The sequence below is a fragment of the Polaromonas sp. A23 genome, from assembly GCF_002001015.1.
Taxonomy (GTDB): domain Bacteria; phylum Pseudomonadota; class Gammaproteobacteria; order Burkholderiales; family Burkholderiaceae_C; genus Polaromonas.
The window spans coordinates 150,618-173,480 of record NZ_MUNO01000026.1 but is presented as its reverse complement, the minus strand read 5'-3'; the positions used below and the strand labels follow the sequence as shown (position 1 = coordinate 173,480).

At 59.9% G+C, this 22,863-nt stretch carries 19 protein-coding genes and 2 tRNA genes; 6 read left to right on the top strand and 15 right to left on the bottom strand.

Annotated features, from left to right (window positions below):
* Positions 1-157: 157 nt before the first annotated feature.
* From B0B52_RS14295 to B0B52_RS14285, 3 genes are all read right to left on the bottom strand, one after another.
* Positions 158-1,357, bottom strand: coding sequence for an ABC transporter substrate-binding protein (locus B0B52_RS14295; RefSeq protein WP_077594324.1), 1,200 nt, complete (start codon positions 1,355-1,357; stop codon positions 158-160).
* 143 nt (positions 1,358-1,500) lie between these two features.
* Positions 1,501-3,078, bottom strand: coding sequence for a benzoate-CoA ligase family protein (locus B0B52_RS14290; RefSeq protein ID WP_077594323.1), 1,578 nt, complete (start codon positions 3,076-3,078; stop codon positions 1,501-1,503).
* Positions 3,079-3,156: 78 nt separating this feature from the next.
* Positions 3,157-3,645 (bottom strand): flavodoxin domain-containing protein, encoded by a 489-nt coding sequence (locus tag B0B52_RS14285; RefSeq protein ID WP_077594322.1) that lies wholly within the window; start codon positions 3,643-3,645, stop codon positions 3,157-3,159.
* 139 nt (positions 3,646-3,784) lie between these two features.
* Between B0B52_RS14285 and B0B52_RS14280 the strand changes: the two genes are divergently transcribed.
* From B0B52_RS14280 to boxB, 3 genes are all read left to right on the top strand, one after another.
* Positions 3,785-4,672 carry a helix-turn-helix transcriptional regulator gene (locus tag B0B52_RS14280; RefSeq protein WP_077594537.1) on the top strand — a complete coding sequence of 296 codons (888 nt, stop codon included), beginning with the start codon at positions 3,785-3,787 and terminating at the stop codon, positions 4,670-4,672.
* Between the two features lie 144 nt (positions 4,673-4,816).
* Positions 4,817-6,511 (top strand): 2,3-epoxybenzoyl-CoA dihydrolase, encoded by a 1,695-nt coding sequence (gene boxC / locus B0B52_RS14275; RefSeq protein WP_371327402.1) that lies wholly within the window; start codon positions 4,817-4,819, stop codon positions 6,509-6,511.
* A gap of 116 nt (positions 6,512-6,627) precedes the next feature.
* Positions 6,628-8,052, top strand: coding sequence for a benzoyl-CoA 2,3-epoxidase subunit BoxB (boxB, locus tag B0B52_RS14270; protein ID WP_077594320.1), 1,425 nt, complete (start codon positions 6,628-6,630; stop codon positions 8,050-8,052).
* Between the two features lie 101 nt (positions 8,053-8,153).
* Here the strand turns inward: boxB and B0B52_RS14265 are convergent, their stop codons facing one another.
* From B0B52_RS14265 to B0B52_RS14250, 4 genes are all read right to left on the bottom strand, one after another.
* A complete protein-coding gene (locus B0B52_RS14265; RefSeq protein WP_077594319.1) occupies positions 8,154-8,561 on the bottom strand; it encodes a DUF488 domain-containing protein in 408 nt (135 codons plus the stop codon).
* Between the two features lie 92 nt (positions 8,562-8,653).
* Positions 8,654-8,730, bottom strand: a tRNA-Arg gene (locus B0B52_RS14260).
* A 73-nt stretch (positions 8,731-8,803) separates the two neighbouring features.
* Positions 8,804-8,880: transfer RNA gene (locus B0B52_RS14255), tRNA-Pro, on the bottom strand.
* 87 nt (positions 8,881-8,967) lie between these two features.
* On the bottom strand, positions 8,968-9,672 hold the full coding sequence (locus B0B52_RS14250) for a glutathione S-transferase N-terminal domain-containing protein (protein ID WP_077594318.1): 705 nt from the start codon (positions 9,670-9,672) through the stop codon (positions 8,968-8,970).
* Between the two features lie 80 nt (positions 9,673-9,752).
* On the opposite strand from B0B52_RS14250, the gene B0B52_RS14245 reads away from it, so the two are divergent.
* Positions 9,753-10,436: a hypothetical protein gene (locus tag B0B52_RS14245; protein WP_077594317.1), complete on the top strand. Its 684-nt coding sequence runs from the start codon at positions 9,753-9,755 to the stop codon at positions 10,434-10,436.
* An 85-nt stretch (positions 10,437-10,521) separates the two neighbouring features.
* Here B0B52_RS14245 and B0B52_RS14240 read toward each other — a convergent pair whose 3' ends face one another.
* The 5 genes from B0B52_RS14240 to B0B52_RS14220 all read right to left on the bottom strand — a co-directional run bounded on the left by B0B52_RS14240 (position 10,522) and on the right by B0B52_RS14220 (position 16,236).
* A complete protein-coding gene (locus B0B52_RS14240; RefSeq protein ID WP_077594316.1) occupies positions 10,522-11,781 on the bottom strand; it encodes an acyl-CoA dehydrogenase family protein in 1,260 nt (419 codons plus the stop codon).
* Positions 11,782-11,809: 28 nt separating this feature from the next.
* On the bottom strand, positions 11,810-12,916 hold the full coding sequence (locus tag B0B52_RS14235) for a phosphotransferase (protein WP_077594315.1): 1,107 nt from the start codon (positions 12,914-12,916) through the stop codon (positions 11,810-11,812).
* A 4-nt stretch (positions 12,917-12,920) separates the two neighbouring features.
* Positions 12,921-13,646 carry a Crp/Fnr family transcriptional regulator gene (locus B0B52_RS14230; RefSeq protein ID WP_077594314.1) on the bottom strand — a complete coding sequence of 242 codons (726 nt, stop codon included), beginning with the start codon at positions 13,644-13,646 and terminating at the stop codon, positions 12,921-12,923.
* 143 nt (positions 13,647-13,789) lie between these two features.
* Positions 13,790-14,569: an oxepin-CoA hydrolase, alternative type gene (locus B0B52_RS14225; protein ID WP_077594313.1), complete on the bottom strand. Its 780-nt coding sequence runs from the start codon at positions 14,567-14,569 to the stop codon at positions 13,790-13,792.
* Between the two features lie 146 nt (positions 14,570-14,715).
* The gene (locus B0B52_RS14220) at positions 14,716-16,236 is read right to left on the bottom strand and encodes a 3-hydroxyacyl-CoA dehydrogenase (RefSeq protein ID WP_077594312.1); all 1,521 of its coding nucleotides are present in this window, start codon (positions 16,234-16,236) and stop codon (positions 14,716-14,718) included.
* Positions 16,237-16,381: 145 nt separating this feature from the next.
* On the opposite strand from B0B52_RS14220, the gene B0B52_RS14215 reads away from it, so the two are divergent.
* Both B0B52_RS14215 and B0B52_RS14210 read left to right on the top strand, forming a co-directional pair.
* Positions 16,382-18,208: a hypothetical protein gene (locus B0B52_RS14215; protein ID WP_217349802.1), complete on the top strand. Its 1,827-nt coding sequence runs from the start codon at positions 16,382-16,384 to the stop codon at positions 18,206-18,208.
* Between the two features lie 844 nt (positions 18,209-19,052).
* Complete coding sequence (locus B0B52_RS14210) at positions 19,053-20,393, top strand: hypothetical protein (RefSeq protein ID WP_217349801.1); 1,341 nt, start codon at positions 19,053-19,055, stop codon at positions 20,391-20,393.
* A gap of 29 nt (positions 20,394-20,422) precedes the next feature.
* On the opposite strand, the gene B0B52_RS14205 is transcribed toward B0B52_RS14210, so the two are convergent.
* The 3 genes from B0B52_RS14205 to lexA all read right to left on the bottom strand — a co-directional run bounded on the left by B0B52_RS14205 (position 20,423) and on the right by lexA (position 22,803).
* Positions 20,423-21,430 carry a D-2-hydroxyacid dehydrogenase family protein gene (locus B0B52_RS14205; protein WP_077594309.1) on the bottom strand — a complete coding sequence of 336 codons (1,008 nt, stop codon included), beginning with the start codon at positions 21,428-21,430 and terminating at the stop codon, positions 20,423-20,425.
* Between the two features lie 155 nt (positions 21,431-21,585).
* Positions 21,586-21,969, bottom strand: a complete 384-nt coding sequence (locus tag B0B52_RS14200) for a hypothetical protein (protein ID WP_077594308.1) — start codon at positions 21,967-21,969, stop codon at positions 21,586-21,588.
* Between the two features lie 141 nt (positions 21,970-22,110).
* Positions 22,111-22,803: a transcriptional repressor LexA gene (gene lexA, locus B0B52_RS14195; RefSeq protein ID WP_077594307.1), complete on the bottom strand. Its 693-nt coding sequence runs from the start codon at positions 22,801-22,803 to the stop codon at positions 22,111-22,113.
* Positions 22,804-22,863: the final 60 nt, after the last annotated feature.

Genomic DNA, 22,863 nt, shown 5'->3' with positions numbered 1-22,863 from the left:
GGGGGTGAAGATAGCATCAGAATGGCCCCCACGGTCGCTCACTGCGTGTAGCTCCCTGCCCCCCGAGGGGGCCGCCCGCCTGCGGCCCGGCAAAGCCGGTTCCGCGGCTCATGCTGGTAGGGAGGGCATTAGGTTGGCCGGACTAGCCAGGCTAGGTTCAAGCCATCTTGCAGCCGGCACCGGAATCGGCCAGTGCCTTGGCGGCCACGCCGAGCACCTTGTTTTCCTTGTTTTCGACCACGCGCAGGTAGATGTCTTGCACCGGGTTGTGTGACTTGCTCATGGTCCACTTGCCGCGTGGGCTGTCGATCACGGCTGACTCCAGGGCTTTGTACAGCGCAGGCTTGCTGTTCAGGTCACCCTTGACGGCGTTGGCACCCTGCACCAGCAGCAGGCCGGTGTCGTAGCCCTGCACCGCATAAACGTCGGGCTGACTACGGAAGGCTGTGGCATAGGCTGTGCGGAAAGCCTTGTTGCGTGGCGTGTCCAGCGAGTCGCTGTAGTGCATGGTGGTGATGATGCCGTCCGCTGCGGGGCCGGCCGCGTCGAGCACGCCTTCAGTCAGGAAGCCGGAACCGTACAGCGGGATCTTGCCTTTGAGGCCGGCAGCGGCGTAGTCGCGGATGAACTTGGCAGCACCACCGCCGGCAAAGAAGCAGGCCACAGCGTCGGGTTTGAGGGCGGCAATTTCAGTCAACAGTGCCTGGAACTCGACGTTGGGGAAGGGCAGGCCCAGCTCTTTGATGATGGTGCCGCCGGCTTTGGTGTAGCTTTCCTTGAAGCCTTCGAAGGCTTCGTCACCGGCTGCGTATTTCCAGGTGATCCAGACGGCTTTCTTGTGGCCCTTGGCAACCATGGCCTGGCCCAATGCGCGGGTGGGTTGCGAATTGCTGAAGGACGTGCGGAAGACGTTGGGAGCGCACAGCCCGCGGGTGGCGGCATGCACGCCGGCGTTGGGGATCAGGCTGAGCACGCCGGAGTCGCGTGCGACTTTCTGAATACCCATTTGCACGCCGGAGTGGACGGTGCCAACCAGCACATCGACCTTGTCGCGCTGCACCAGCTTGCTGGCGTTTTCAACACCTTTGGACGGCTCGGACTCATCGTCCACCTTGAAGTATTCAATTTCGCGGCCACCGAGCTTGCCGCCTTGCTGGTCAATGGCCAGGCGAAAGCCGTTTTCAATCGCCACGCCGAGCTGCGCAAAGGTGCCGGTGTAGGGCAGCATGAAACCCACGCGCACCTTGCCGGACTGCGCCCGCACCACTTGAGGGAGCAACAGGCCGGTGGAAGCCGCGCCGATGACGGCTGCACTCTGGCTCAGGATCAAACGACGTGAAGGAAGGCGTGAGGTCATGGAAAACTCCTGGTTGAAACGTGAGAGGAAGCGCGCGATGCCGAATGGTAACGGTGCACCTGTGAAAACACCCTAGTGAAAAACCCGAGATTGAAGATTAAATTGTTTATATCTAAAGCAATTACCCTGCCAGCTTGGTCGCTTCAGGCCCGGGGTGAGCGCAATTTGAAGCGCTGGATCTTGCCGGTGGCTGTTTTGGGCAGCTCGGACACAAACTCGATCCATCGCGGGTATTTGTAGGGGGCAAGTTGCTGCTTGACGTGTGCTTTCAGGTCATCGGCCGACGCGGCTTGCCCGGCCTTGAGCACCACAAACGCCTTGGGCTTGATCAGCTGGTCGGCGTCGGCCAGGCCGATCACCGCCACTTCCAGCACGGCGGGGTGTGTCATCAACGACGCTTCCACTTCGAAAGGAGAAACGTAGATGCCGCCGACTTTGAGCATGTCGTCGGTGCGGCCGCTGTAGGTGTAGTAGCCGTCGGCATCGACTGTGTATTTGTCGCCGCTGCGTGTCCATTCGCCGGCGAAGGTGGTTTTGGTTTTTTCGCGGTTGTTCCAGTACATCAGCGCGGCGCTGGGGCCCTTGATCTGCAGCTCGCCGATTTCGCCCACGCCACAGTCGCTGCCGTCGTCGCCAACGATGCGCAGCTCGTAACCGGGCACGGCCTTGCCGGTGCTGCCGTAACGCACCTGGCCGGGCCGGTTGCTCAGGAAGATGTGCAGCATCTCGGTTGATCCGATGCCATCGAGGATTTCACAGCAGTAATGCGCGGTCCATTTTTTGCCGATCTCGGCGGGCAAAGCTTCACCGGCGCTGGTGCAGACGCGAAGCTTCAGCTCCGCTTTCTGTGGACGCGCCGGGTCGGCCAGCAGCGCCGCGTACAGCGTTGGCACGCCGTAAAAAATGGTGGGCTGGTGCTTCTTCAAAATGCTGAAAACTTCCGCCGGCGTTGGCCGTGAGGGCAGAAGGACGGCCGTGGCGCCCACACTCATTGGAAAAGTCAGCCCGTTGCCCAGGCCGTAGGCAAAAAACAGCTTGGCAGCGGAATACACCACGTCCGACTCCTGGATGCCCAGAACGCCGCGGCCATACAGCTCGGCGGTCTGGATCAGGTGGCTGTGCAGGTGCACCGTGCCTTTGGGGGTGCCGGTTGAGCCGCTGGAATAAAGCCAGAAGCAGGCTTCGTCGGCGCAGGTGCTTGCTATATTTTTTGTAGCTGCTTGCGCCCGTATCAATTGGGCTAAGGTGGTATTTGACTCTGAAGCTTCCACGCCGGCGACGATAACGCTGCGCAAAGCCAGTTGGCTCAACAGAGGTTGAAACGCGGGCAGGAGGGCGCTCGAAACAATCAGCCCCTGTGCGCGTGAGTCGCGCAGCATGAAATCGAAATCGGGTGTGGTCAGCAGCGTGTTGGCCGCGATGGGCACCACGCCGGCCAGGATGCAGCCAAGAAAGGCCACCGGCCACTCGGTGGTGTCGTGCATGGCCAGCAAGATGCGGCTCTCGGGTGCAAAGCCCTGGGCACGCAGGGCGTTGGCAAAGCGGTGCGACTGGTCTGTCAGCTCGCCATAGGTCAGCGTGGTGCCGCTGACTGCGTCAATAAAAGCCAGCTTGCTGCTGCGGCCGGCGTTGCGCTCCAGCAGATCGTGCGCGGCGTTGTACTCGCGAGGAATGTCGACGAAGGGTGGGCTCACCGAATGGTCAGCGCGGCTTGACTGCATGGATGTCTCCGTTAACTATCTTTTTTATAGCTGCTCGCGCCCGCACTTATTGGGCTGGAGCCTTATTTGAAGCAAAAATCAGGCGGTCTCGGCATTGGAGGCGCTGCTGAGCACCAGGGCCAGCCACTCACGGCACCAGGCCGCTCCTTCGGTTTCGGGCAGGGTACCGGCGCTGGCATCGTGGCACCAGATCTCGCCGATGCGCTGGGCACCCAGGCCCTGCAGACGTTCGTCGAACTTCTTGCCGCCGAAAGCAAAGGTTTGTTGGTAGGTGCGGTCGCCGAGGGCAATCACGCCGTAACGCACGTGGCCGAGGAATTTCGGCTGGGCGTCCAGCGAGTCGTACAGCCCGCGCGCGTTGTCCGGCACGTCGCCCTGGCCATAGGTGGATGAACATATGAGATATATTGCATCTCCTTCGACGGCGTTGTCGAAGACGTTGATCTCCAGACCATCCATCAGCTGCACCTCGATATCGCTGACAAGATCAGCGCAGTCCATCTGAATGGCCTGAGCTACGTAGTCAGCGGTGCTGGTCATGGTGCCTACAAGAATTTTGAGCTTCATATTGTTCCGATCATCCTGGGCTGGTCGAAGGGTGAAAAAAAGATGCAATAAACTGCTTGACGATTGCGTTTAGTGAAGTATACTGCAATCTTGATATAGCGCAAATACTTTTCACAAAAATTGGTGTTCGATGCAAGTCATGTCCGAAATTGAAGCAAAAGCCACCCTGGCCGAACTGGGCGCCCGGGTGCGCGCCTGGCGCGCCCGCCGCGGCATGACCCGCAAGGCCCTGGCCAGCGATTCGGGCCTGAGCGAGCGTTTCCTGGCCGATGTGGAAAGCGGCAAGGGCAATGTGTCGATCAACTCTCTGGAAGCCGCGGCCCGTGCGCTGAACATCTCGATTCTTGAATTGCTGCAGGACGCGCCACGTCCGGCGCTGGCTCGTGTGCAGGGTTTGCTGGGCCGGCTTGACGACACGCAGCTGGATCAGGCGTATGCCTTGCTGGGCGGCACCTTTGGTCTGAGTGATGCGGCAGGCCGCGAGCAGCGGATTGCACTGATTGGCCTGCGCGGCGCGGGTAAATCTACGCTGGGTCAGAAACTGGCCACCGAGCGCGGCGTGCCTTTTATCGAACTCGACCGCGAGATTGAGCGCGAGGCCGGCACCAGCATGAACGAAATTTTGCTGTTGCATGGGCAGGCCGGCTATCGCCGCTATGAACGGCGTGCACTCTTTCGCATTGCCGAGGACCACGCCGATGGCGTAGTCATGACGACGGGCGGCAGCATTGTCAGTGAGCGCGAAACCTTTGACCTGTTGCAAAGCCGCTTTTACTGCGTCTGGCTCAAGGCCAGCCCGGAGGAACACATGGCACGTGTGGTCGCGCAGGGCGACATGCGGCCTTTTGACACGACCCGCGGGGCCACGAACGAGGCGATGGAAGACATACGCCGCATTCTTGCCAGCCGTGAAGCGCTGTATGCGCGCGCCGACGCCGTAGTGGACACGTCGGCCCGCACGCTGAAACAAAGCCTGAAAGACATGGAACGCGCCGTTCCTGCCCAGGCGCAGGCCACCGGGCAATGATTAATTCACATGAAGGAGGCAAGTCATGAAGCGCATGGCGAGGGGCCCCAGCTTGCTGGGGATCGACACGCGGAATGACTTAGGGTGGTCGACACCCACGCAGTACCGAAACCAACCAAGATACAGGAGACCACGATGAACGCGATGACTGAACCGCTTCTTTTCAAACAGGTGATTGAGGGCCAGGAGCGCGAGCTCGTGAGCTTTGCCACCCACCCCAGCAAATACCAGCACTGGACCTTGAGCGTGGAGGGCGACGTTGCGCGCCTGAAGCTCGACATCAACGAAGACGGCGGCATCAAGCCAGGCTACAAGCTCAAGCTCAACAGCTACGACCTCGGCGTGGACATCGAGCTGCACGACGCCATTAACCGCATTCGTTTTGAGCACCCGGCCGTCAAGGTGGTGGTGTTTGAAAGCGGCAAGGAAAAAATCTGGTGCTCGGGCGCCAACATTTACATGCTGGGCCTGTCCACCCACGGCTGGAAGGTCAACTTCTGCAAGTTCACCAATGAGACCCGCAATGGCCTGGAGGACTCTTCGCGCCATGACGGCCTGAAAGCCATTGCTTCTGTGACTGGCGCCTGTGCGGGCGGTGGCTACGAGCTGGCTCTCGCCTGTGACCGCATCGTGATGGTGGACGACCGCTCCAGCACCGTGAGTCTGCCCGAAGTGCCGCTGCTCGGCGTGTTGCCCGGCACCGGCGGCCTGACGCGCGTGACGGACAAGCGCAAGGTGCGCCGCGATCTGGCCGACATCTTTTCCACCACCTCGGAAGGCGTGCGCGCTGACCGCGCCAAAGACTGGAAACTGATCGACGCCTACGCCAAGCCGCAACAATTCAGTGCACTTCTTGCTACAGAAATTGAAGCGCTTCGCGCCCAGTCTACAAGGGCTGCAACCTCAAAAGGCATTGAACTCACGCCGCTGAAAGTGCTGATCGACGACAAGGGCTACCACTACAGCGTGGTGGATGCGCAGGTGGACCGCGAGAAACGCATTGCCACCATCACCATCAAAGCGCCGGCTGCTGCCGTCGAGTCGACAGCCGAAACAATTGAAGCTGCAGGCGCCAACTGGTACCCGCTCAAGCTCCAGCGCGAACTCGACGATGCCATCCTGAACCTGCGCACCAACGAGCTTGAAGTTGGCACCTGGGTCATCAAGACGCAGGGCGACGCCGGCCAGGTGATCCGCATGGACGAAGTGCTGGCCAAGCTCAAGGACCACTGGCTGGTCAAGGAAACAATCGGCGCGCTGCGCCGCACGCTGGCCCGTATCGACGTGACCAGCCGCTCGCTGATCGCGCTGGTCGATGCCGGCTCGTGTTTCGCCGGAACGTTTTACGAACTGGCGCTGGCCTGCGACCGCATCTACATGCTGGACCTGCCCGATTCGCCCGATGCTGCGCCTACGCTGCAACTGAGCCCGGCCAACTTCGGCTGGTTCCCCGCAGTGAACAATCTGACGCGCCTGCAGACCCGGTTTTATGAAGACGCCACCACCATCGGTCAGCTCGAAAAACTTGGTGACAGCAAACTGCGCGCCGACCAGGCGCTGGAGTTCGGCTTGGTCACGCTGACACCTGACGACATCGACTGGGAAGACGAGATCCGCATCATGCTCGAAGAGCGCGCCTCCATGTCGCCTGACGCCATGACCGGCATGGAAGCCTCGTTGCGCTTCCCGGGCAAGGAAACCATGGAAACGCGGATTTTCGGCAGGCTCTCGGCCTGGCAGAACTGGATTTTCATTCGCCCGAATGCGGTGGGTGAGGACGGTGCACTCAAATTATTTGGAACAGGTAAAAAAGCCAAGTTCGACTGGAAGCGGATTTAAAGATCAATTTTTCTGTCATGCCGGATCTGATCCGGCATCCATGCTTCGCCAGCCAGCGGGCCGCGTGACGTGGATTGCGGATCGAGTCCGCAATGACAAACTACCAAGGAAACACCATGAGCAACATTGACCTGCAAGCCCTGATTCCCAACAACGTCAACCTCGGCGAGAACCGCCAGCTGCAGCGCGCGCTTGAGCACTGGCAGCCGGCCTTCATGAGCTGGTGGGACGAAATGGGTCCGAGCGACTTCAATGCGAAAGAGGTCTACCTGCGCACAGCCGTTGGTGTGGACGCTTCCGGCTGGGCCAGCTACGGCTACACCCCCATGCCCGACTACCGCTGGGGCATCTTTCTGGCGGACAAGGAAGAAAACCGCAAGATCGGTTTTGGCGACCACATGGGCCAGGACGTCTGGCAGGAAGTGCCGGGCGAATACCGCAGCGCTTTTCGCCGCCTGATCGTCACCCAGGGCGATACCGAGCCGGCCTCTGTCGAGCAGCAACGGCTGCTGGGCCACACCGCGCCTTCCTTGTATGACCTGCGCAACCTGTTTCAGGTGAATGTGGAGGAGGGCCGTCATCTGTGGGCCATGGTTTACCTGCTGCACGCGCACTTCGGCCGCGACGGCCGTGAAGAGGCCGAAGAGCTCCTGACGCGCCACAGCGGCGACGCCGACAAGCCGCGCATTCTGGGCACCTTCAACGAGCCCATGGACAACTGGCTGAGCTTTTTCATGTTCACCTACTTCACCGACCGCGACGGCAAGTTCCAGTTGAAAAGCTTTGCCGAAAGCGCGTTCGATCCGCTGGCCCGCACCACACGTTTCATGCTGACCGAGGAAGCGCATCACATGTTTGTCGGCGAAACCGGCATAGGCCGCGTCATCAAGCGCACGCTGGAAGTGATGAAGGAACTGGACACCGACAACGTCGACACCCTGCGCAAGGCCGGCGTGATCGACTTGCCGACCATCCAGAAATTCATGAACTTCTGGTTCACCTCCTCGCTGGACCTGTTCGGCTCCGAAGCTTCGTCGAACGCTGCCAATTACTTCAGCAACGGCATCAAGGGCCGACCGGACGAAGCCAAGTTCGCCGACCACGTCGAACTCGAAAGCGAAATGACCATCCAGGTGCCGGACGGGAAGGGCGGGCTGAAGAACGAAACGATTTCAACGCGCAACGGCATGAACGAGATCACGCGGCTGGAATACGTGAAGGACTGCAACGTCGGCGTGACGCGCTGGAACATGGCGATCAAACGCGCCGGTGTGGATTTCGAGCTGAGCTTGCCGAACACACGTTTCCGCCGCAGCGTCGGCTCCTGGGCCGGCGTGCACACCGATCCGCAGGGCAATCCTCTCAGCGAAGCCGAGTTCAACGCCAAAAAGGACGCGTGGTTGCCGACGGACGAAGACAAGACCTTCATCCACAGCCTGATGCAGCGCGTGACCGAACCCGGCAAGATGGCCGGCTGGATTGCGCCACCGGACCGCGGCATCAATGCCAATGCGGTTGAGTACGAGTACGTCAAACTGTAGGGGTCCGATTTAAACCAAGCCTGGGCCGCGGGACTGGCTTTGCCAGACCGCAGGCGCAGCGGCCCCCTTTCGTCGTGAAAGGGGCAGGGCGATGCCGCAGGCTACACGCAGTGAGCAACCGTGGGGGCCACATCCGCTCCCCGCTCCTTGAGCAAATCCCGCAGCAGCGAACGGTGGCAGCGCGATTCGTTCTCGCAATAACACCCCATCGCGAAATTGGTTTGGTGTGAGAGTGCAGCCAACAGGTCCAGGTTTCGGCTGGCGTCGGCGTCAGCCATTTCAGAGCGGTACTTCTTGCTAAAGGCGACCCACTCCTTGTCGGTTTCCACCGATTGGCCGAGTTTCATGGTTTCCACGCTGGGCGCGAGATTGGGGTACCAGACGTCGTACCAGTTCTGCGACGCAAATTCGGTTTTAGGCACGCCGCGCGGCGGACGGCGCACTGTGCCTATGCGCAGGCCTTCGCCACTGCTTCGGGCAGTGCCCAGTTTGACGATTTTTACTGCCATGGGAGATCCTTTCAGCACCGATGATGAACGCCATTCTGTACGGTTTTAGTTGAACGGTCATGTACGGTGGTGCACTGAACGGCTTGGTTCAGTGGTCTGCCCGGAGGGGATCGAACCCCCGACCCTCAGCTTAGAAGGCTGATGCTCTATCCAACTGAGCTACGGGCAGAAATGCGGATACGGCGAATGTAAACGCAGATGCGAAAAAAGCCCACAGAGTGAGCTTTTTTGGGATGTTTCTTTGGTCGGAGTACAAGGATTCGAACCTTGGACCCCCTGGTCCCAAACCAGGTGCGCTACCAGACTGCGCCACACTCCGACAAGTCCAAGATTATAGCCCGAACCGGCTACCTGCTGCCAGCCTTGCTGAATTATTTACTTGGCTTCAGTGGCTGGCAGGTCCAATTCAGCGTTTCTGGTACTGCGTTTTACCGAAGAGAATGTCGCGCGCCTTGTCGTCGGTGATGGGGCGGCGCAGGTCGGCCAGTACCTTGACACCGCGCTGTACCGCGGGGCGGGCGGCGATCAGGTTAAACCATTTCTTGAGGTATGGGTAATCAGCCCAGTCAATGCCGTGGTTTTCCCAGTTGCGCAGCCAGGGGAAGATGGCGATGTCGGCAATCGTGTATTCGTCGCAGGCCATAAACCTGCTGCTTTCCAATTGCTTGTTCATCACACCGTAAAGCCGCCTGGTTTCGTTGGTATAGCGGTTGATGGCGTATTCGATCTTTTCCGGCGCGTACTGGCGAAAGTGATGGGTCTGGCCAATCATCGGCCCGACCCCGCCCATCTGGAACATCAGCCACTGCAGGACCTGGAATTTGAGCCGGTCCGTTTGGGGCAGAAACTGGCCAGTTTTGGCCGCCAGGTACAGCAGGATGGCGCCGGATTCAAAGAGGGCGATGGGCTTGCCGTCCGGACCGTGGGGGTCCACCATTGCCGGAATCTTGTTGTTGGGACTGATCGCCAGAAACTCTGGTTTGAACTGGTCGCCGGCGCCGATGTTGACTGGAACCGCCTCCCAGTCACGGCCGAGTTGAAGCCCGCATTCCTCGAGCATGACGTGGACCTTGTGGCCGTTGGGTGTGGGCCAGGAATAAACTGTAAGCATGAATAGAACCTTTGGAACTATGATGGCGCGGACCCTGTTAATCACAGGTTCTGAAGCACTTTAAGAGAAAAACCGGAAACATGTTTAAGCGTCTGAAAAAGGTCTTTTCGCCGGGAGCTTCGCTTCCCGAGATGGCCGCGCGTGCTGATGCCGTGTCCGAATGGGCGGGAACGCAGGGGTTCAGTTATTCATCCCAGAGCTCGGGGCAGGGGCTTGTGCTGACCGGCAAGGTGCGGGGCAAGCCCTGGAAGCTGGAAAGTGGCTCAGCGTCACGTGACTACATCCGGGGCGAGGAACTGCGTGCCCGGGCGGCGCTGGGGATTAATGAAGATGCCGCGGTGCTGATCATGAACCGGCCGCTGAAGGAGACGCTCGAAAAGCGCGCCTACGCGATTTACACCGACACCCTGCAAACCACGGCGGACCCGAGCCTGCCCGAAGAAATGCGCTGGCTGGCCATGTACGAGGAGTTCGGCTGGAGCAGCCTGGTGCCGGAATTCTGGGAGCGTTACACGGTGCTGGCCGACCGGCGTGACAACGCGCTGGCATGGGTGGACAACAATCTGGCGGAAATGTTGCTGCACTGGCCCAAACCCGGCCCGGATGCGCAAACCCCGTTCATCCTGATGCTGTTGCGCGGCAAGGCGTATCTGCGCATGCAGTACGTCCCCGGCGATATTGCAACGCTTCAGCACGCTGCCATCACTTACACCAGTGCCTGCGAGGCAGCGCTGGCAGGCCTGTCGACTGATATTCCCCTCTGACTCAAGTAAAATAGGGCTTGGGCCCAATGGATACGGGCGTTAGCAGCTATTGTTTTTATAGCTGACCGGTGCCCGGTTTTTCTTGTCAACTACCGCGGGTGATCGGCATTTCGACTTCGCCCGGCATGGCCAGGTGTTTTGCAAGTTCCAGTTTGGCCAGCGAAGCGCGGTGCACTTCGTCCGGGCCGTCGGCCAGGCGCAGGGTGCGCTGGTGCGCGTAGGCATAGGCCAGGGGAAAGTCGTCTGACACACCGCCACCGCCGTGGGCCTGAATGGCCCAGTCGATGATCTGGCAGGCCATGTTGGGCGCCACCACCTTGATCATCGCGATTTCAGCCTTGGCGACTTTGTTGCCAACCGTGTCCATCATGTAAGCGGCCTTGAGCGTCAGCAGGCGCGCCTGGTCAATCATGCAGCGTGCTTCGGCAATACGTTCATGCCAGACCGACTGAGTCGCGATGGGCTTGCCAAAAGCGACGCGGGTGTTCAGGCGCTTGCACATCAGCTCCAGCGCGCGCTCGGCGATGCCTATGCTGCGCATGCAGTGGTGGATGCGTCCGGGGCCGAGGCGGCCTTGCGCAATTTCGAAGCCGCGGCCTTCGCCAAGCAGCAAGTTGCTTGCAGGCACGCGCACATTGGTCAGGCGTACTTCCATATGGCCATGCGGTGCGTCGTCGTAGCCGAAAACGCTCAGAGGGCGAATCACGGTAATCCCGGGCGCATTGGCCGGCACCAGAATCATGGACTGTTGCTCGTGGCGGCCGGCCTCGGGGTTGGTTTTGCCCATGACGATGTAGATCGAGCAGCGTGGGTCGCCCGCGCCCGACGACCACCATTTCAGGCCGTTGATCACGTAGTCGTCGCCGTCGCGCTCGATTCGGCACTGGATGTTGGTGGCGTCGGACGAAGCCACTTCGGGCTCGGTCATCAGGAAGGCGGAGCGGATTTCGCCCTTGAGCAGGGGTGCGAGCCAGCGGTCCTTGTTGGCCTCGGAGCCATAACGCTCGATAGTTTCCATGTTGCCTGTATCGGGCGCAGAGCAGTTGAATACCTCGGAGGCAAACACCACGCGGCCCATGATTTCGCAGAGCGGCGCGTATTCGAGATTGGACAGGCCTTCGGGTGCCCGTGAGGAATGGGGCAAAAACAGGTTCCACAGGCCTGCGGCACGGGCTTTGGGTTTGAGCTCTTCAATGAGGGTTGTCGGAATCCAGGCGTTGCCCTTGGCGCGGTTTTCGGCAATCTCCCGAAAGAAACGTGCCTCGTTCGGGTAGATATGCTGGTCCATGAACTTGAGCAGGCGGGCCTGCAGTTCCTGTACCTTGGGGGTGTAGTTGAATTCCATTGGCTTGACTCCTGGGTAAACGTTTTCTTTAACCGCGCTGGTGGCCGGAGTTGCTTTTTTTTGCAAAGTCCCAGGCCATGCGTGCCAGCGCAGGTGCGCCTTTGGACGAGGCGACGGCCTGGGCACTGGCGGCTGTGCCTGCTTCCACGCGTTTGGCAATGCCCTGCAAAATGGCGGCGAGCCTGAACAGGTTGTAGGCGAGGTAAAAATTCCAGTCGGCCTTGATCAGATCGGGGCTGGCAAAGCCGGTGCGCTCGCAATACAGGCGGATGTAGTCTGCTTCGGTCGGAATGCCCAGGCTGGCAACGTCGAGCCCGCCAATGCCGCGAAAGGCGCCCGGCGGAATGTGCCAGGCCATGCAGTGGTAGCTGAAATCGGCCAGCGGATGGCCCAATGTGGAAAGCTCCCAATCCAGGACGGCCAGCACACGCGGCTCGGTCGGGTGAAACATGAGGTTGTCCAGGCGGAAGTCGCCGTGCACGATGGACACCATGCTTTCATCGCGCGCGCTCGCCGGAATGTTCTCGGGCAGCCACTTCATCAGCGCATCCATCTCTGCAATAGGCTGGGTGATAGAGGCGGTGTACTGCTTGCTCCATCGGCCAATCTGGCGCTCAAAATAATTGCCGGGTTTGCCGTAGTCGGCCAGGCCACGCTCGGCGAACTTCACTTTGTGCAGTGCGGCGATCACGCGGTTCATCTCGCCATAAATTTCTGCGCGTTGTGTGTTGGTCATGCCGGGCAAGGCCTGGTCCCACAGCACGCGGCCTTCGACGAATTCCATGACGTAGAAGGCGCGCCCGATCACCGCTTCGTCCTCGCACAGGCAATACATTTTGGCCACCGGCACGTCGGTGCCCTGCAGGCCCGTCATGACCTTGAACTCGCGTTCTACAGCGTGAGCCGAGGGCAGCAGTTTGGCGACCGGGCCCGGCTTGGCGCGCATGACGTAAGCCCTGGCCGGCGTGATCAGCTTGTAGGTTGGGTTGGACTGGCCACCTTTGAACATTTCCACGCTGAGCGGGCCCTGGAAACCGGGTAAGTGTTTCTGCAGGTAGGCACTGAGTGCGACGATGTCAAAGGCATGCTGTGCCGAAACCTCCCGCGTGCCCAGGAAATGGTCAAAGTTGCTCATTGGTTTATTTTTCCAGGTCCGCTTCGGAGATGCGCATCAGTGCTTCGCGGTTGCGCACGACCAGGCCACCCGGTTCGATGCGAATCGCATCCTCGCGCTCCATGGCCTTGAGCTCCTGGTTCACCCGCTGGCGCGAGGCGCCCAGCAATTGCGCCAGCTCTTCCTGCGCCAGCTGCAGCCCGATGCGCACTTCGCGGCCGTCGCTCAGGCTGCTCACGCCATAGCTGCGCACCAGGTGCAGCAACTGCTTGGCAAGCCGCGCCCGCAAGGGCAGGGTGTTGAGGTCTTCCACCAGGCCGTAAAGCTGGCGGATGCGGCGCGCGTGCAGCCGCAGCATGGCTTCGTACAGCTCCACATGGGCGGCCAGGATTTTCTTGAAATCTGCCTTGGCCACACACAGGATGGTGGTCTCGCCATGCGCATAGGCGTCGTGCGTGCGCCGGTCGCCGTCGAAGATCGCCACATCGCCAAACCAGATGCCGGGCTCCACATAGGTCAGCGTGATCTGCTTGCCCGAAATCGAGGTCGAACTCACACGCACCGCTCCCTTGGCGCAGGCGATCCATTGTTCTGGCGGATCGCCGCGGGCGGCGATCAGTTCGCCGTCCTTGAAACGTTGGACGTAAGCGCATCGAAGTATGTCGTGCCTGAGTGAGGGGGATAGGGATGAAAACCAGCGGCCACCATTGATGGCCTCTCTTTCGTCTATCGTAAGAATGGGATCGTCCATAGCCTGTCTTTTGAGTGACTCACAAGACTGCTATTGTCGCGCCAGTGACGGCGGGACGGACCTCCACCTGTCGCCTCGGTGTCCGTGGCCATCATGGCCCTCGCTCACGCGCTGCGCTGGGGAGCCAGATGGAGAGGCGTTACTTAGCTATAGCGCGGCGTGCGCTTTTCAAGAAAAGCGGCAATACCTTCGCCGCCATTGGGATGGTGCAGATTGCGTACGAAATGCGCACGCTCGGCATCCATTTGCTGGCTCAGGGTATTCACCTGAGCGTCGTTGATGAGTTCCTTGATGCTGGCCAGCGCGCTGGGCGCGCGGGCATTGAGCGTATCGGCCAGCTTCAGCGCTTCATTGAGCGCGTCACCGGCAATGACACTGCGGTTCACCAGGCCCAGCGCATGCAGTCGCGGTGTGCCTATGCGTTCGCCGCACATGAGCAGTTCAGTGACCAAGGCGCGGGGCAGGGCGCGGCTGAGGGACCAACTGCCGCCGCCGTCCGGCGACAGGGCCACGCCGCTGTAGGCCATCACAAACACGGCATTCTCGGCCGCGACCACGAAATCGCAGGCCAATGCCAGCGAGAAACCGGCACCGGCAGCGGCGCCCTCGACCGCTGCAATCACCGGTTTCGGAAAAGTGCGTATCGAATCAATCCAGCTGTGCAGGCCATTGATGCTCTGGGCCTGGACGTCGGTCGACAACTCCCGGTTGCCCTGCAAACGACGCAGGTTGCCCCCGGCGCAAAAGTTGGCACCTTCGCCGGTGATGACCACACTGCGGATGTCAGGGTTGTTTTCGGCGGCGTTAAGCGCTTCCACACCCTGGGCATAGATCTCCGGCCCGAGGGCGTTCTTGAACTCGGGATTGCTCAGGGTCAACACCAGGGTGCTGCCGTCGCTGGTGCTTTTCAGTGCGCCTGCCATGTTAGTTCTTTCAAAAATGTTGACCCCCGTCGGATGCTCACTTCGTGTAGCACCTTCCCCCTCGAGGGGCGGCGCCTGCGGCCTGGCAAAGCCAGTTCCGCGGCCCCGCCGGCGGGAGTCTGAAAATTGCAGCCTTTGGGTTTGATTCACTCTTCCTGATGTAGGAGGCTCAGGCCGATGGCACCGCGGCGACGCAGCCACGGAGAAGGGCGGTAGCGCGGGTCGCCATACACGGTCTGCATGTTGAATAGCACTTCCAGGATGTTGGTGGGGCCATAACGGTCGCCCATGGCCAGTGGGCCCAGGGGGTAGCCCAAACCCAGGGTAACTGCGGTTTCCAGGTCTTTGGGGCTGCAGATGCCCTGCTGACAGATGTCGCTGGCAATATTGACGATGGTAGCCACCACGCGCTGGGTGACAAAGCCGCCGCTGTCGCGGATCACGCTCACGGCTTTGCCGTCGCGTGCAAAAAGCGCATGCGCGGCGTCGCGCATATCGCTGCGGGTAGCGGGGTTGGTGGCCAGCACGCGGCGCTTTGTCGCTGCGTCGTCGATGAGCATGTCAATGCCAATCGTGCGTGCAGGGTCAAGGCGCTCGACCACTGCGACGGTGGTGATGTCAAAACCCAGTGGCGCGACGAGCACAAGTGCGTTCATCGATGGTGAAGCACCGGTTTCGATGCTTGCCCCGAGGTTTTTCAGCAGCTGCAGAAGTTCTGAGCGGCGGGCAGCACGCGGCGACACCCAGACGGGGGGTATTTCTGCCACCGTGGGTACAGGAAGCTCAGCCGACGTCTGTGCGACCCCTTCAACATAACGGTAGAACCCCTCGCCGGTTTTGCGGCCCAACATGCCGCCTGCCAGGCGCTGCGCGGTGATGACACTGGGACGGTAGCGTGGCTCCTCGTAATACTGGTGGTAAACCGACTCCATCACCGGGTGCGACACATCCAGGGCCGTCAGGTCCATCAGCTCGAAGGGACCCAGCTTGAAGCCGGCCTGGTCCTTGAGAATGCGGTCTATGGTGGCAAAGTCGGCGATGCCCTCGCTGACGATTCGCAAAGCCTCGGTACCGTAGGCGCGCCCAGCGTGGTTGACGATAAAACCGGGCGTGTCTTGGGCGTGGACGGGCGTGTGGCCCATCTGCCGCGCATATTCGGCCAGGGCCGTGCTGGTGGCGGTTGCGGTCTTCAGGCCTGCAATCACCTCGACCACTTTCATGAGCGGGACCGGGTTGAAAAAATGAAAACCCGCGAAGCGCCCCGGATGCTTGAGCCCGCCAGCGATGGCAGTCACCGACAGTGAGGACGTATTGCTTGCCAGGACGGTTTGCTCGGAAACAACACTCTCGAGGGATGAAAAGAGTGACTTCTTCACATCCAAACGTTCTACAACAGCTTCGATAACAAGGTCGCACCCCGCCAGGTCATTCAGGGCATCGGCACGGAGCAGGCGCGCTTTGTAATTGGCGGCTTGTGCGGCGTCGAGCCGGCCTTTAGCCACTAGCTTGTCCCATTGGGCTGCCAGGGCGTCGCGTGCCCTGTCAGTGGCACCTGCCTGCGTATCGAAGAGCTTGACCGTGCTGCCCGCTTGAGCTGCAATTTGTGCAATTCCCTGGCCCATGGCCCCGGTCCCGATTACGCCGACTGTGTTGTAGAGTAGTTTCATGGAGCCTGATTATCCAGCAGGCTGCACCGATGACCGTGGTTGCCCCGGGCGTTGCGGGTGGTCCGGGTGTTTGCGGATGCCCTGGGCTGGGGGTAGACTTGTTTCGGCGTTATCCATCCGGGACGCAGGCTGCTATAGGGATTGAATGAACCTGCCTGGGGGACTTGCGAAGCATGCCGTGTCTCTTTTTCATCTCAAAATCCCCGGTATGTGCCTTACCCTTGAGGTTGATCATGCCAAAATCATCCAAGTGAATACTTTTCTACATCTGCGCAAGATCCGCCGCCTTCTGCTGGGGTGCTTGTGGCTATGTGTGGTGAGTTCGTCCGCTGTCACGTTGGGTCCCAACACCCGCTCGGCCGTTCTTGGCCAGCCGTTGGACCTGTCCATGCAGGTGATGCTCGAAGCGGGTGACAATCCCCAATCCTTGTGCCTGGAGGCTGATGTCTTCTACGCGGAGAAGATGCTGGGCAAGACTGATGTCAAGGTCACAACTGAGAAGGCAGCGAATGCCCAGGACTGGATGATTCATGTCCGGGCAGCGGCACCCGTTGAGGGGCCTGTGGTTACGGTGCATCTGCGCGCGGGATGCGTGCAGAAAACTGCGCGGCGTTATGTCGTGCTTGCGGCGACCAAATCGCGCTCCGTAGCCCCAGACGCTCAGGCACTTTCTGCTGGTGGGACTTCAACCCCTGCCTCGACCGAGCCCGGTACGGAGAAAGTCCTCGCTCTGGAAAATGAGCTTCGCCAGATGCGCGACAACCTGCAGAAGAGCCAGTCTGCGTTGGCCGAGAGCAAGGTCCAGCTTGAAAAAGTCGAAGGCGGGCGCTATGGCAAGGTGCCGATGTATGGCTTGGCTGCATTGGTGTTGATTGTGTTTGCGGTCGTGTTTTTCCTGGGATACATGCGTTCGGTTGCACGCGAACCTTCTTCTGCGTTTGCCCCGCTGCCGGCTGGTTTGGGCCCGGATGGTGGACCATCCACGCTTATGCCTCTGGCTGACGCCGGGCCTTCCCTGGATGGCAGGGTCAACGAATCGCTTTTTGATGAGCTGAGGCGTGTATCCCGGTCATCCCCCCCTTCCGAATCGGTCCCCCCTCTGCCGCCGCGTGATCGCCCCCGTTTCTCCGTGAGCGTGCCCTTTGTGCCGCGGACAGTGAAGGTTCCGGAACTGTTCGATCTTCAACAGGAGGTGGAGTTTTTCAGTTCGCTGAAACAACAGGCCAAGGCCATTGAGCTGCTTCGCGAGCATCTGGTGGGCAACGTCAAGACCAGCGCCTTGGTTTATCTGGATCTGCTCGACCTGTATCACCAAACCGGCAAGGAGCAGGACTACGAGGACCTGCGCGATGACTTCAATCGAGTGTTCAATACGCGAATTGGGCCTTTTGCCCGTTATGCGCCAGCCGCATCTGGCGGACCGGTTTACGCGGGGGTGTTATTGCGGATCCAAGCTGCCTGGCCAGGCAGGGAAGTCTTCAAAATCATTGAGGATGCACTATTCAGGGAGCCCGGAAATGCCACAGAAGTGCTTGCGTTGGAGGAATACCGGGAATTACTGCTTTTGTATGCCGTGGTTCGGGAAATCATCGAGCTGGAATCGGGATACACCGGAAGCGGGGAGACGCAATGGCCTGAATTGGCAATGCAACCGAGATCGTCACCGCGCCTCGGGGTGGATATCGATTTGACCCAGTTTTCAGAGGGCAGCTCGAGCAGGAGGGAGCGCAGCCGGGACCCTTCAACGGCACATGATTCAGGAAGGGATTCCGAGCGCGCCGGAACCGCTTCCAGCCTCGCAGAGCTGCTTCATACAGCGCGGCAAAAAGAAAGCGGGAGGACCGCTGCGCCGTTGCCCAGGTCTTCCGGCACGTCCCATACCGGAACCCCAACGGGACTTGACTCCCTGGTGGACTTCGACGACTACGATACGGGCTATCGGCCCGATGATTTCGACAAGTCTCGCTCCTGAGTTTCTAACCACCGTCTCCCCTTCGGTGGCATAACCAGCCGAACTGACCTTTCTGAGGCTTCTTCAGCCTGCCCAATCTATTGCCTATTCACTCCTGCGCCCAGGGGATTTGTCGTTGTGTGTCAAAATGTAATATGTATACTTTTTTCTTGTTTCAGTGACCTTCTTGCGACTGCTCATAGCAGCAATATTCTGGGCAGCAGCATCAAGCGCCGTCGCCGTTTCCCTTGGGCGCAGCCAGGGTGCAGCGTTGCTGGGGCGTCCGTTGGCTATCTCCGTCGGGCTTGCGCTGGACGGCTCGGAAGCTTCCACTGAATCGTGCGTCAGTGCCGATGTTTTTTACGCTGATAGCCGGTTGGAAAACTCCCGTGTTAGTGTTTCCCTTGAAAAGACGCCTTCTGGCCAGGAAGCCCTGATCCGCATCCGGACAAACGTCGCGGTAGATGAACCGGTGGTGACCGTGCAGGTGCGTGCTGGATGTACCCGAAGCGTCGAAAGACGCTATGTGTTGCTCGCTGATCCTGTGTCCCGACTGCTGGGCACGCCTGCTGAACAGGCTGACCCACCCCGCGGAAAGACCACCATAGAGCTACCGGCTCCCGATAGTTCCTTGATGGGCTCTTCCCCTGGCGCGCGTCCTGTGCCCGGCCGGGCCCAGCTGGCGGCGGTTCGAAGCCACGATGCCGTCAGGGCGACAACCCGCAGCTCACCAGCCCGCCCTGCTGCGAAACCCGTTGCGCGGCTCAAACTGGAACCTCTGGATCTCACGCTAGAGACATCGCCTCAGCTCAAGGCTTCCAGTGAGCTTTCGAGCTTGCCTGAAGCCAGCGCCAGTCAGCGCGCAATGGCTGCTGCCTTGTGGAAGGCGTTGATGGCTGAGCCTGAGGATGTGCTTAAGGACGCGGAAAAAATAAGTTCAATCGAAGCCGATTTGAAGCGGCTGAACTCCGAAAGCAAAAAAAACCAGCTTGCCTTGGCCGACCTCCAGGTTCAGCTGCAACTACAGCAGCGCGATGCGCGGTGGTGGATTGGAGGATTGCTCGCCGTGCTGGTGCTGCTGATTTCCGGTTTCTTCTTCTGGCGCCGGGCGACCTCTGAGCGCGCCGCTCCTTGGTGGCGCAGGAAAAAGGCTTCTGAAATGCACTGGTTTGCCAGTGCATTGGGCGGTAACGCCGATGTTGGCAGGGACAGCGTTCCGATTGATTCGGATCTGCTCTATTCAATGCCACCAGACGGAAACGCGGGCGCAGAGCTGGCGTCCAGGCCATCGCGGGTTACACCGAAGCCTGCCTCCAGCTTCATGCCGCCGTCGTCCCGGCGCGGCCACACAGACTTTGCGCTGAGCATGCCTCACGTACCGCGAGCAGTCAAAGCCGAAGAGCTATTTGATGTTCAGCATCAGGCAGAATTTTTTGTCTCGATTGGCCAGCATGAGCAGGCCGTTGCGGTTCTGCGCAACCACATTTCAGAAGACTCCCTCACCAGCGCACTCGTTTACCTGGATCTGTTCAATCTGTATCACCAGTTGAAGTGCCGGACCGAGTTCGACGGCTTGCGCGTGGAATTCAGTCGGCTTTTTAATGCCGAAATCCCACCGTTCGACACGTACACCGAGGTCAGTTTGGGGCTGGAGGTCCATGAGGCGGCATTGGCCCGGATTGTGTCCATGTGGCCGAGCCCGAAAGTGCTTGAAGTGATCGAGGAGGCGGTGTTTCGCGAGCCTGGCGACCAGACGGAGGTATTTGGGCTGGAGGCCTATCGCGAGCTGCTCTTTCTTTACGGCATTGCCAAGGAAATCGTTCAGACTCATTCCGTAGCCAACTCAAGCTTGCTTGACTTCGATTTGCCTTCCTTGCCGCCTCTGGAAACTGGAGGAGCAGGCCGCGAATTGCCGGCTCCTGAAACTGCCGTCGCGCCGAGCGTTCAGTCTTCCCCAGCCAAAAGGGGCGACAGCCGTGCGGCCGCTTTGCAAAACACCTTGTCCCAGCGTGGTGTGGACATTGACCTCGGTGCGCTTGAAACGGAAAAGTCGTTTGTTGCCGTCCCTGCGCGCGGAGCCGTACCCATTGTGGCGAGAGCGGCTCCGTCGCATTCACCGGCAGAGGATTTCGGTGAATTCAACCTGATTGATTTCGAGATATCCAGCCTGTCGTCGCGACCGGAGGGCGGCAAGCCCAAAAAATAATGGTGTTTGTGCGCTGGGCACAACGTTCATCAGCGCCGCACTTGCAATGCCCCGGGGTTGACGATATTGGTTGGCGTTCCCTTGATGAAATTGACGACGTTGTCAAAGGCCGAACCAAAATAAAGCTCGTAGCTTTCCTGTTCCACATAACCGATATGTGGGGTACAGATACAGTTTTCCAGACGCAGTAACGCGTGGCCCTGCAGGATGGGCTCTGACTCAAATACATCGACAGCCGCCAGCCCCGGGCGACCGCGGTTCAGCCCGGCAATCAGCGCCTCGGGCTCGATCAACTCGGCGCGGGATGTGTTGACCAGTATGGACGTAGGCTTCATTCGCAGCAGGTCGTCCAGCGTCACCGCCCCCCGGGTGTCATCGTGCAGCCGCAGGTGCAGGCTGAGCACGTCGCTGTCTTCGAAAAACTCGGTCTTTGACAAGGCCACCTCATACCCCTCGGCCTGAGCTCTGGCACGTGAGGCCTGGCTGCCCCAGACCAGCACACGCATGCCGAAAGCCCGGCCGTACCCGGCGACGATCTGGCCAATCTTGCCGTAGCTCCAGATGCCCAGGGTTTTTCCCTTGAGTACCGAACCGATGCCGAAGTTGGCCGGCATCGAGGCGTTTTTCAGGCCTGCCTGCTGCCAGGCGCCATGTTTGAGATGCGACACATAGTGCGGAATACGGCGTGTGGCCGCCATGATCAGTGCCCAGGTCAGTTCTGCCGGTGCCGTTGGTGATCCAACCCCTTCGGCAACAACAATGCCGCGTTCGGTGCAGGCAACGACATCGACATGGCTGCCTACGCGGCCAGTCTGCGCAATCATCTTGAGCTTGGGAAGTTTCTCGATCAATTGGCGCTGCAGTTGCGTTCGTTCGCGAATGAGAACGATCACGTCGGCATCCTTGAGCCGAACCGAAAGCTGGCCAATGCCTTTGACGGTATTGGTGTAGACCTTGGCCTGGTATTCGTCGAGTTTGGCGGCGCAGGGAAGCTTGCGAACCGCATCCTGATAGTCGTCGAGGATCACAATATTCATGGTCGATATTGTGCCTGCAAGTTCTGTTGTCACACGGAACCAGGGACGCGTTGGCCACGGCGGCAACGGACTCTAAAGACGCCACCGCCGCGGAGCGCGCGGTGGATGCTGCTTGCGGTAGCCGCTTTCGGGTGGCCTTGTGGGCCGTTGGGCTGTCAGATGGCTTGGGCAGTTTCCCGCTGCGCCATGCGGTCAAGCTCGGCACAAACATCAGCCATGCGGCCTGAGATGACCATACGCCCGGCGCAGGAGGAGCTGATTCCGGCTTCGAATTCGCGAACGACTTTGAGCCGGCGCGATGACGCGGCCTTGGCCACCGTATGGCACGGCTTTTTCCCCATGGTATTGAGCGGGCGAGTGCCGGGAACCGGCTTTTTCGCATCGAGCTGCGTTTCGGCTGCGCCCGGGTGACGTGATGCTTTCATAAAGTCTGGCACTGGGTGGGTGGATGGCGTGGGCCGCAGGAACGAGGCCAGAGCCTGCAGTGGCGAGAGCAAGACCGAAAAGACTGGTGAACGTGAAAAAACGGCGATTCCCATGAAAACTCCTGGAGTAGAGATAAACACAGGCAGGATTGCAAACCGAATATCTGTCGCACCAGGGTGTTGGTACCTATGACCAAACGCCCGCCACCTGTTGCGCAGAAAAAATGGGCGCCCGAAGAGGTTGCCCCGAAGGGGTTACATCAGCATGGTGTTTCGGATCAGGCCAACTGCAAGGCCTTCAATTTCAAAGGCTTCGCCGGGTTCGACCACAATGACTTTGAAATCGGGATTTTCAGGCAGCAACTCGATAGTGTTCTTGTTGCGGCGAAAACGTTTGACGGTGACCTCATCGCCCAGGCGCGCCACCACAATTTGCCCGTTCTTGGCTTCCTTGGTCTGCTGCACGGCCAGCAAATCGCCATCCATGATGCCGGCATCGCGCATGCTCATGCCGCGCACCTTGAGCAGGTAGTCAGGCTGGCGCTGGAACAGGCTGCTTTCAAAATAGTAGGTATGGTCAACGTGCTCCTGCGCGAGAATGGGGCTGCCAGCAGCAACCCGCCCCACCAGAGGCAGGGCGAGTTGGGCCAGGCTTTGCAACGGCAGGGAAAACTGTTTGATGCGTGACTCGTTAATGGAACGCAGGGTGTCGCTACGCAGGCGGATGCCTCGCGAGGTGCCGCTGACCAGCTCGATCACGCCTTTGCGCGCAAGGGCCTGCAGGTGTTCTTCGGCCGCATTGGCTGACTTGAACCCGAGCTCGTTGGCGATTTCAGCCCGGGTGGGCGGCGCACCGGTGCGAGCAATGGCGCTTTGGATCAGCTCAAGGATTTGTTGCTGACGGGCGGTGAGTTTGGGCATTTCGGGAGAATCGTTGAAGCTGTTCATGGCGGGGGTCCTAGCAAAAAACAGATGAATTCGATAGTCCGGTACGGAGGAATGAAGAGT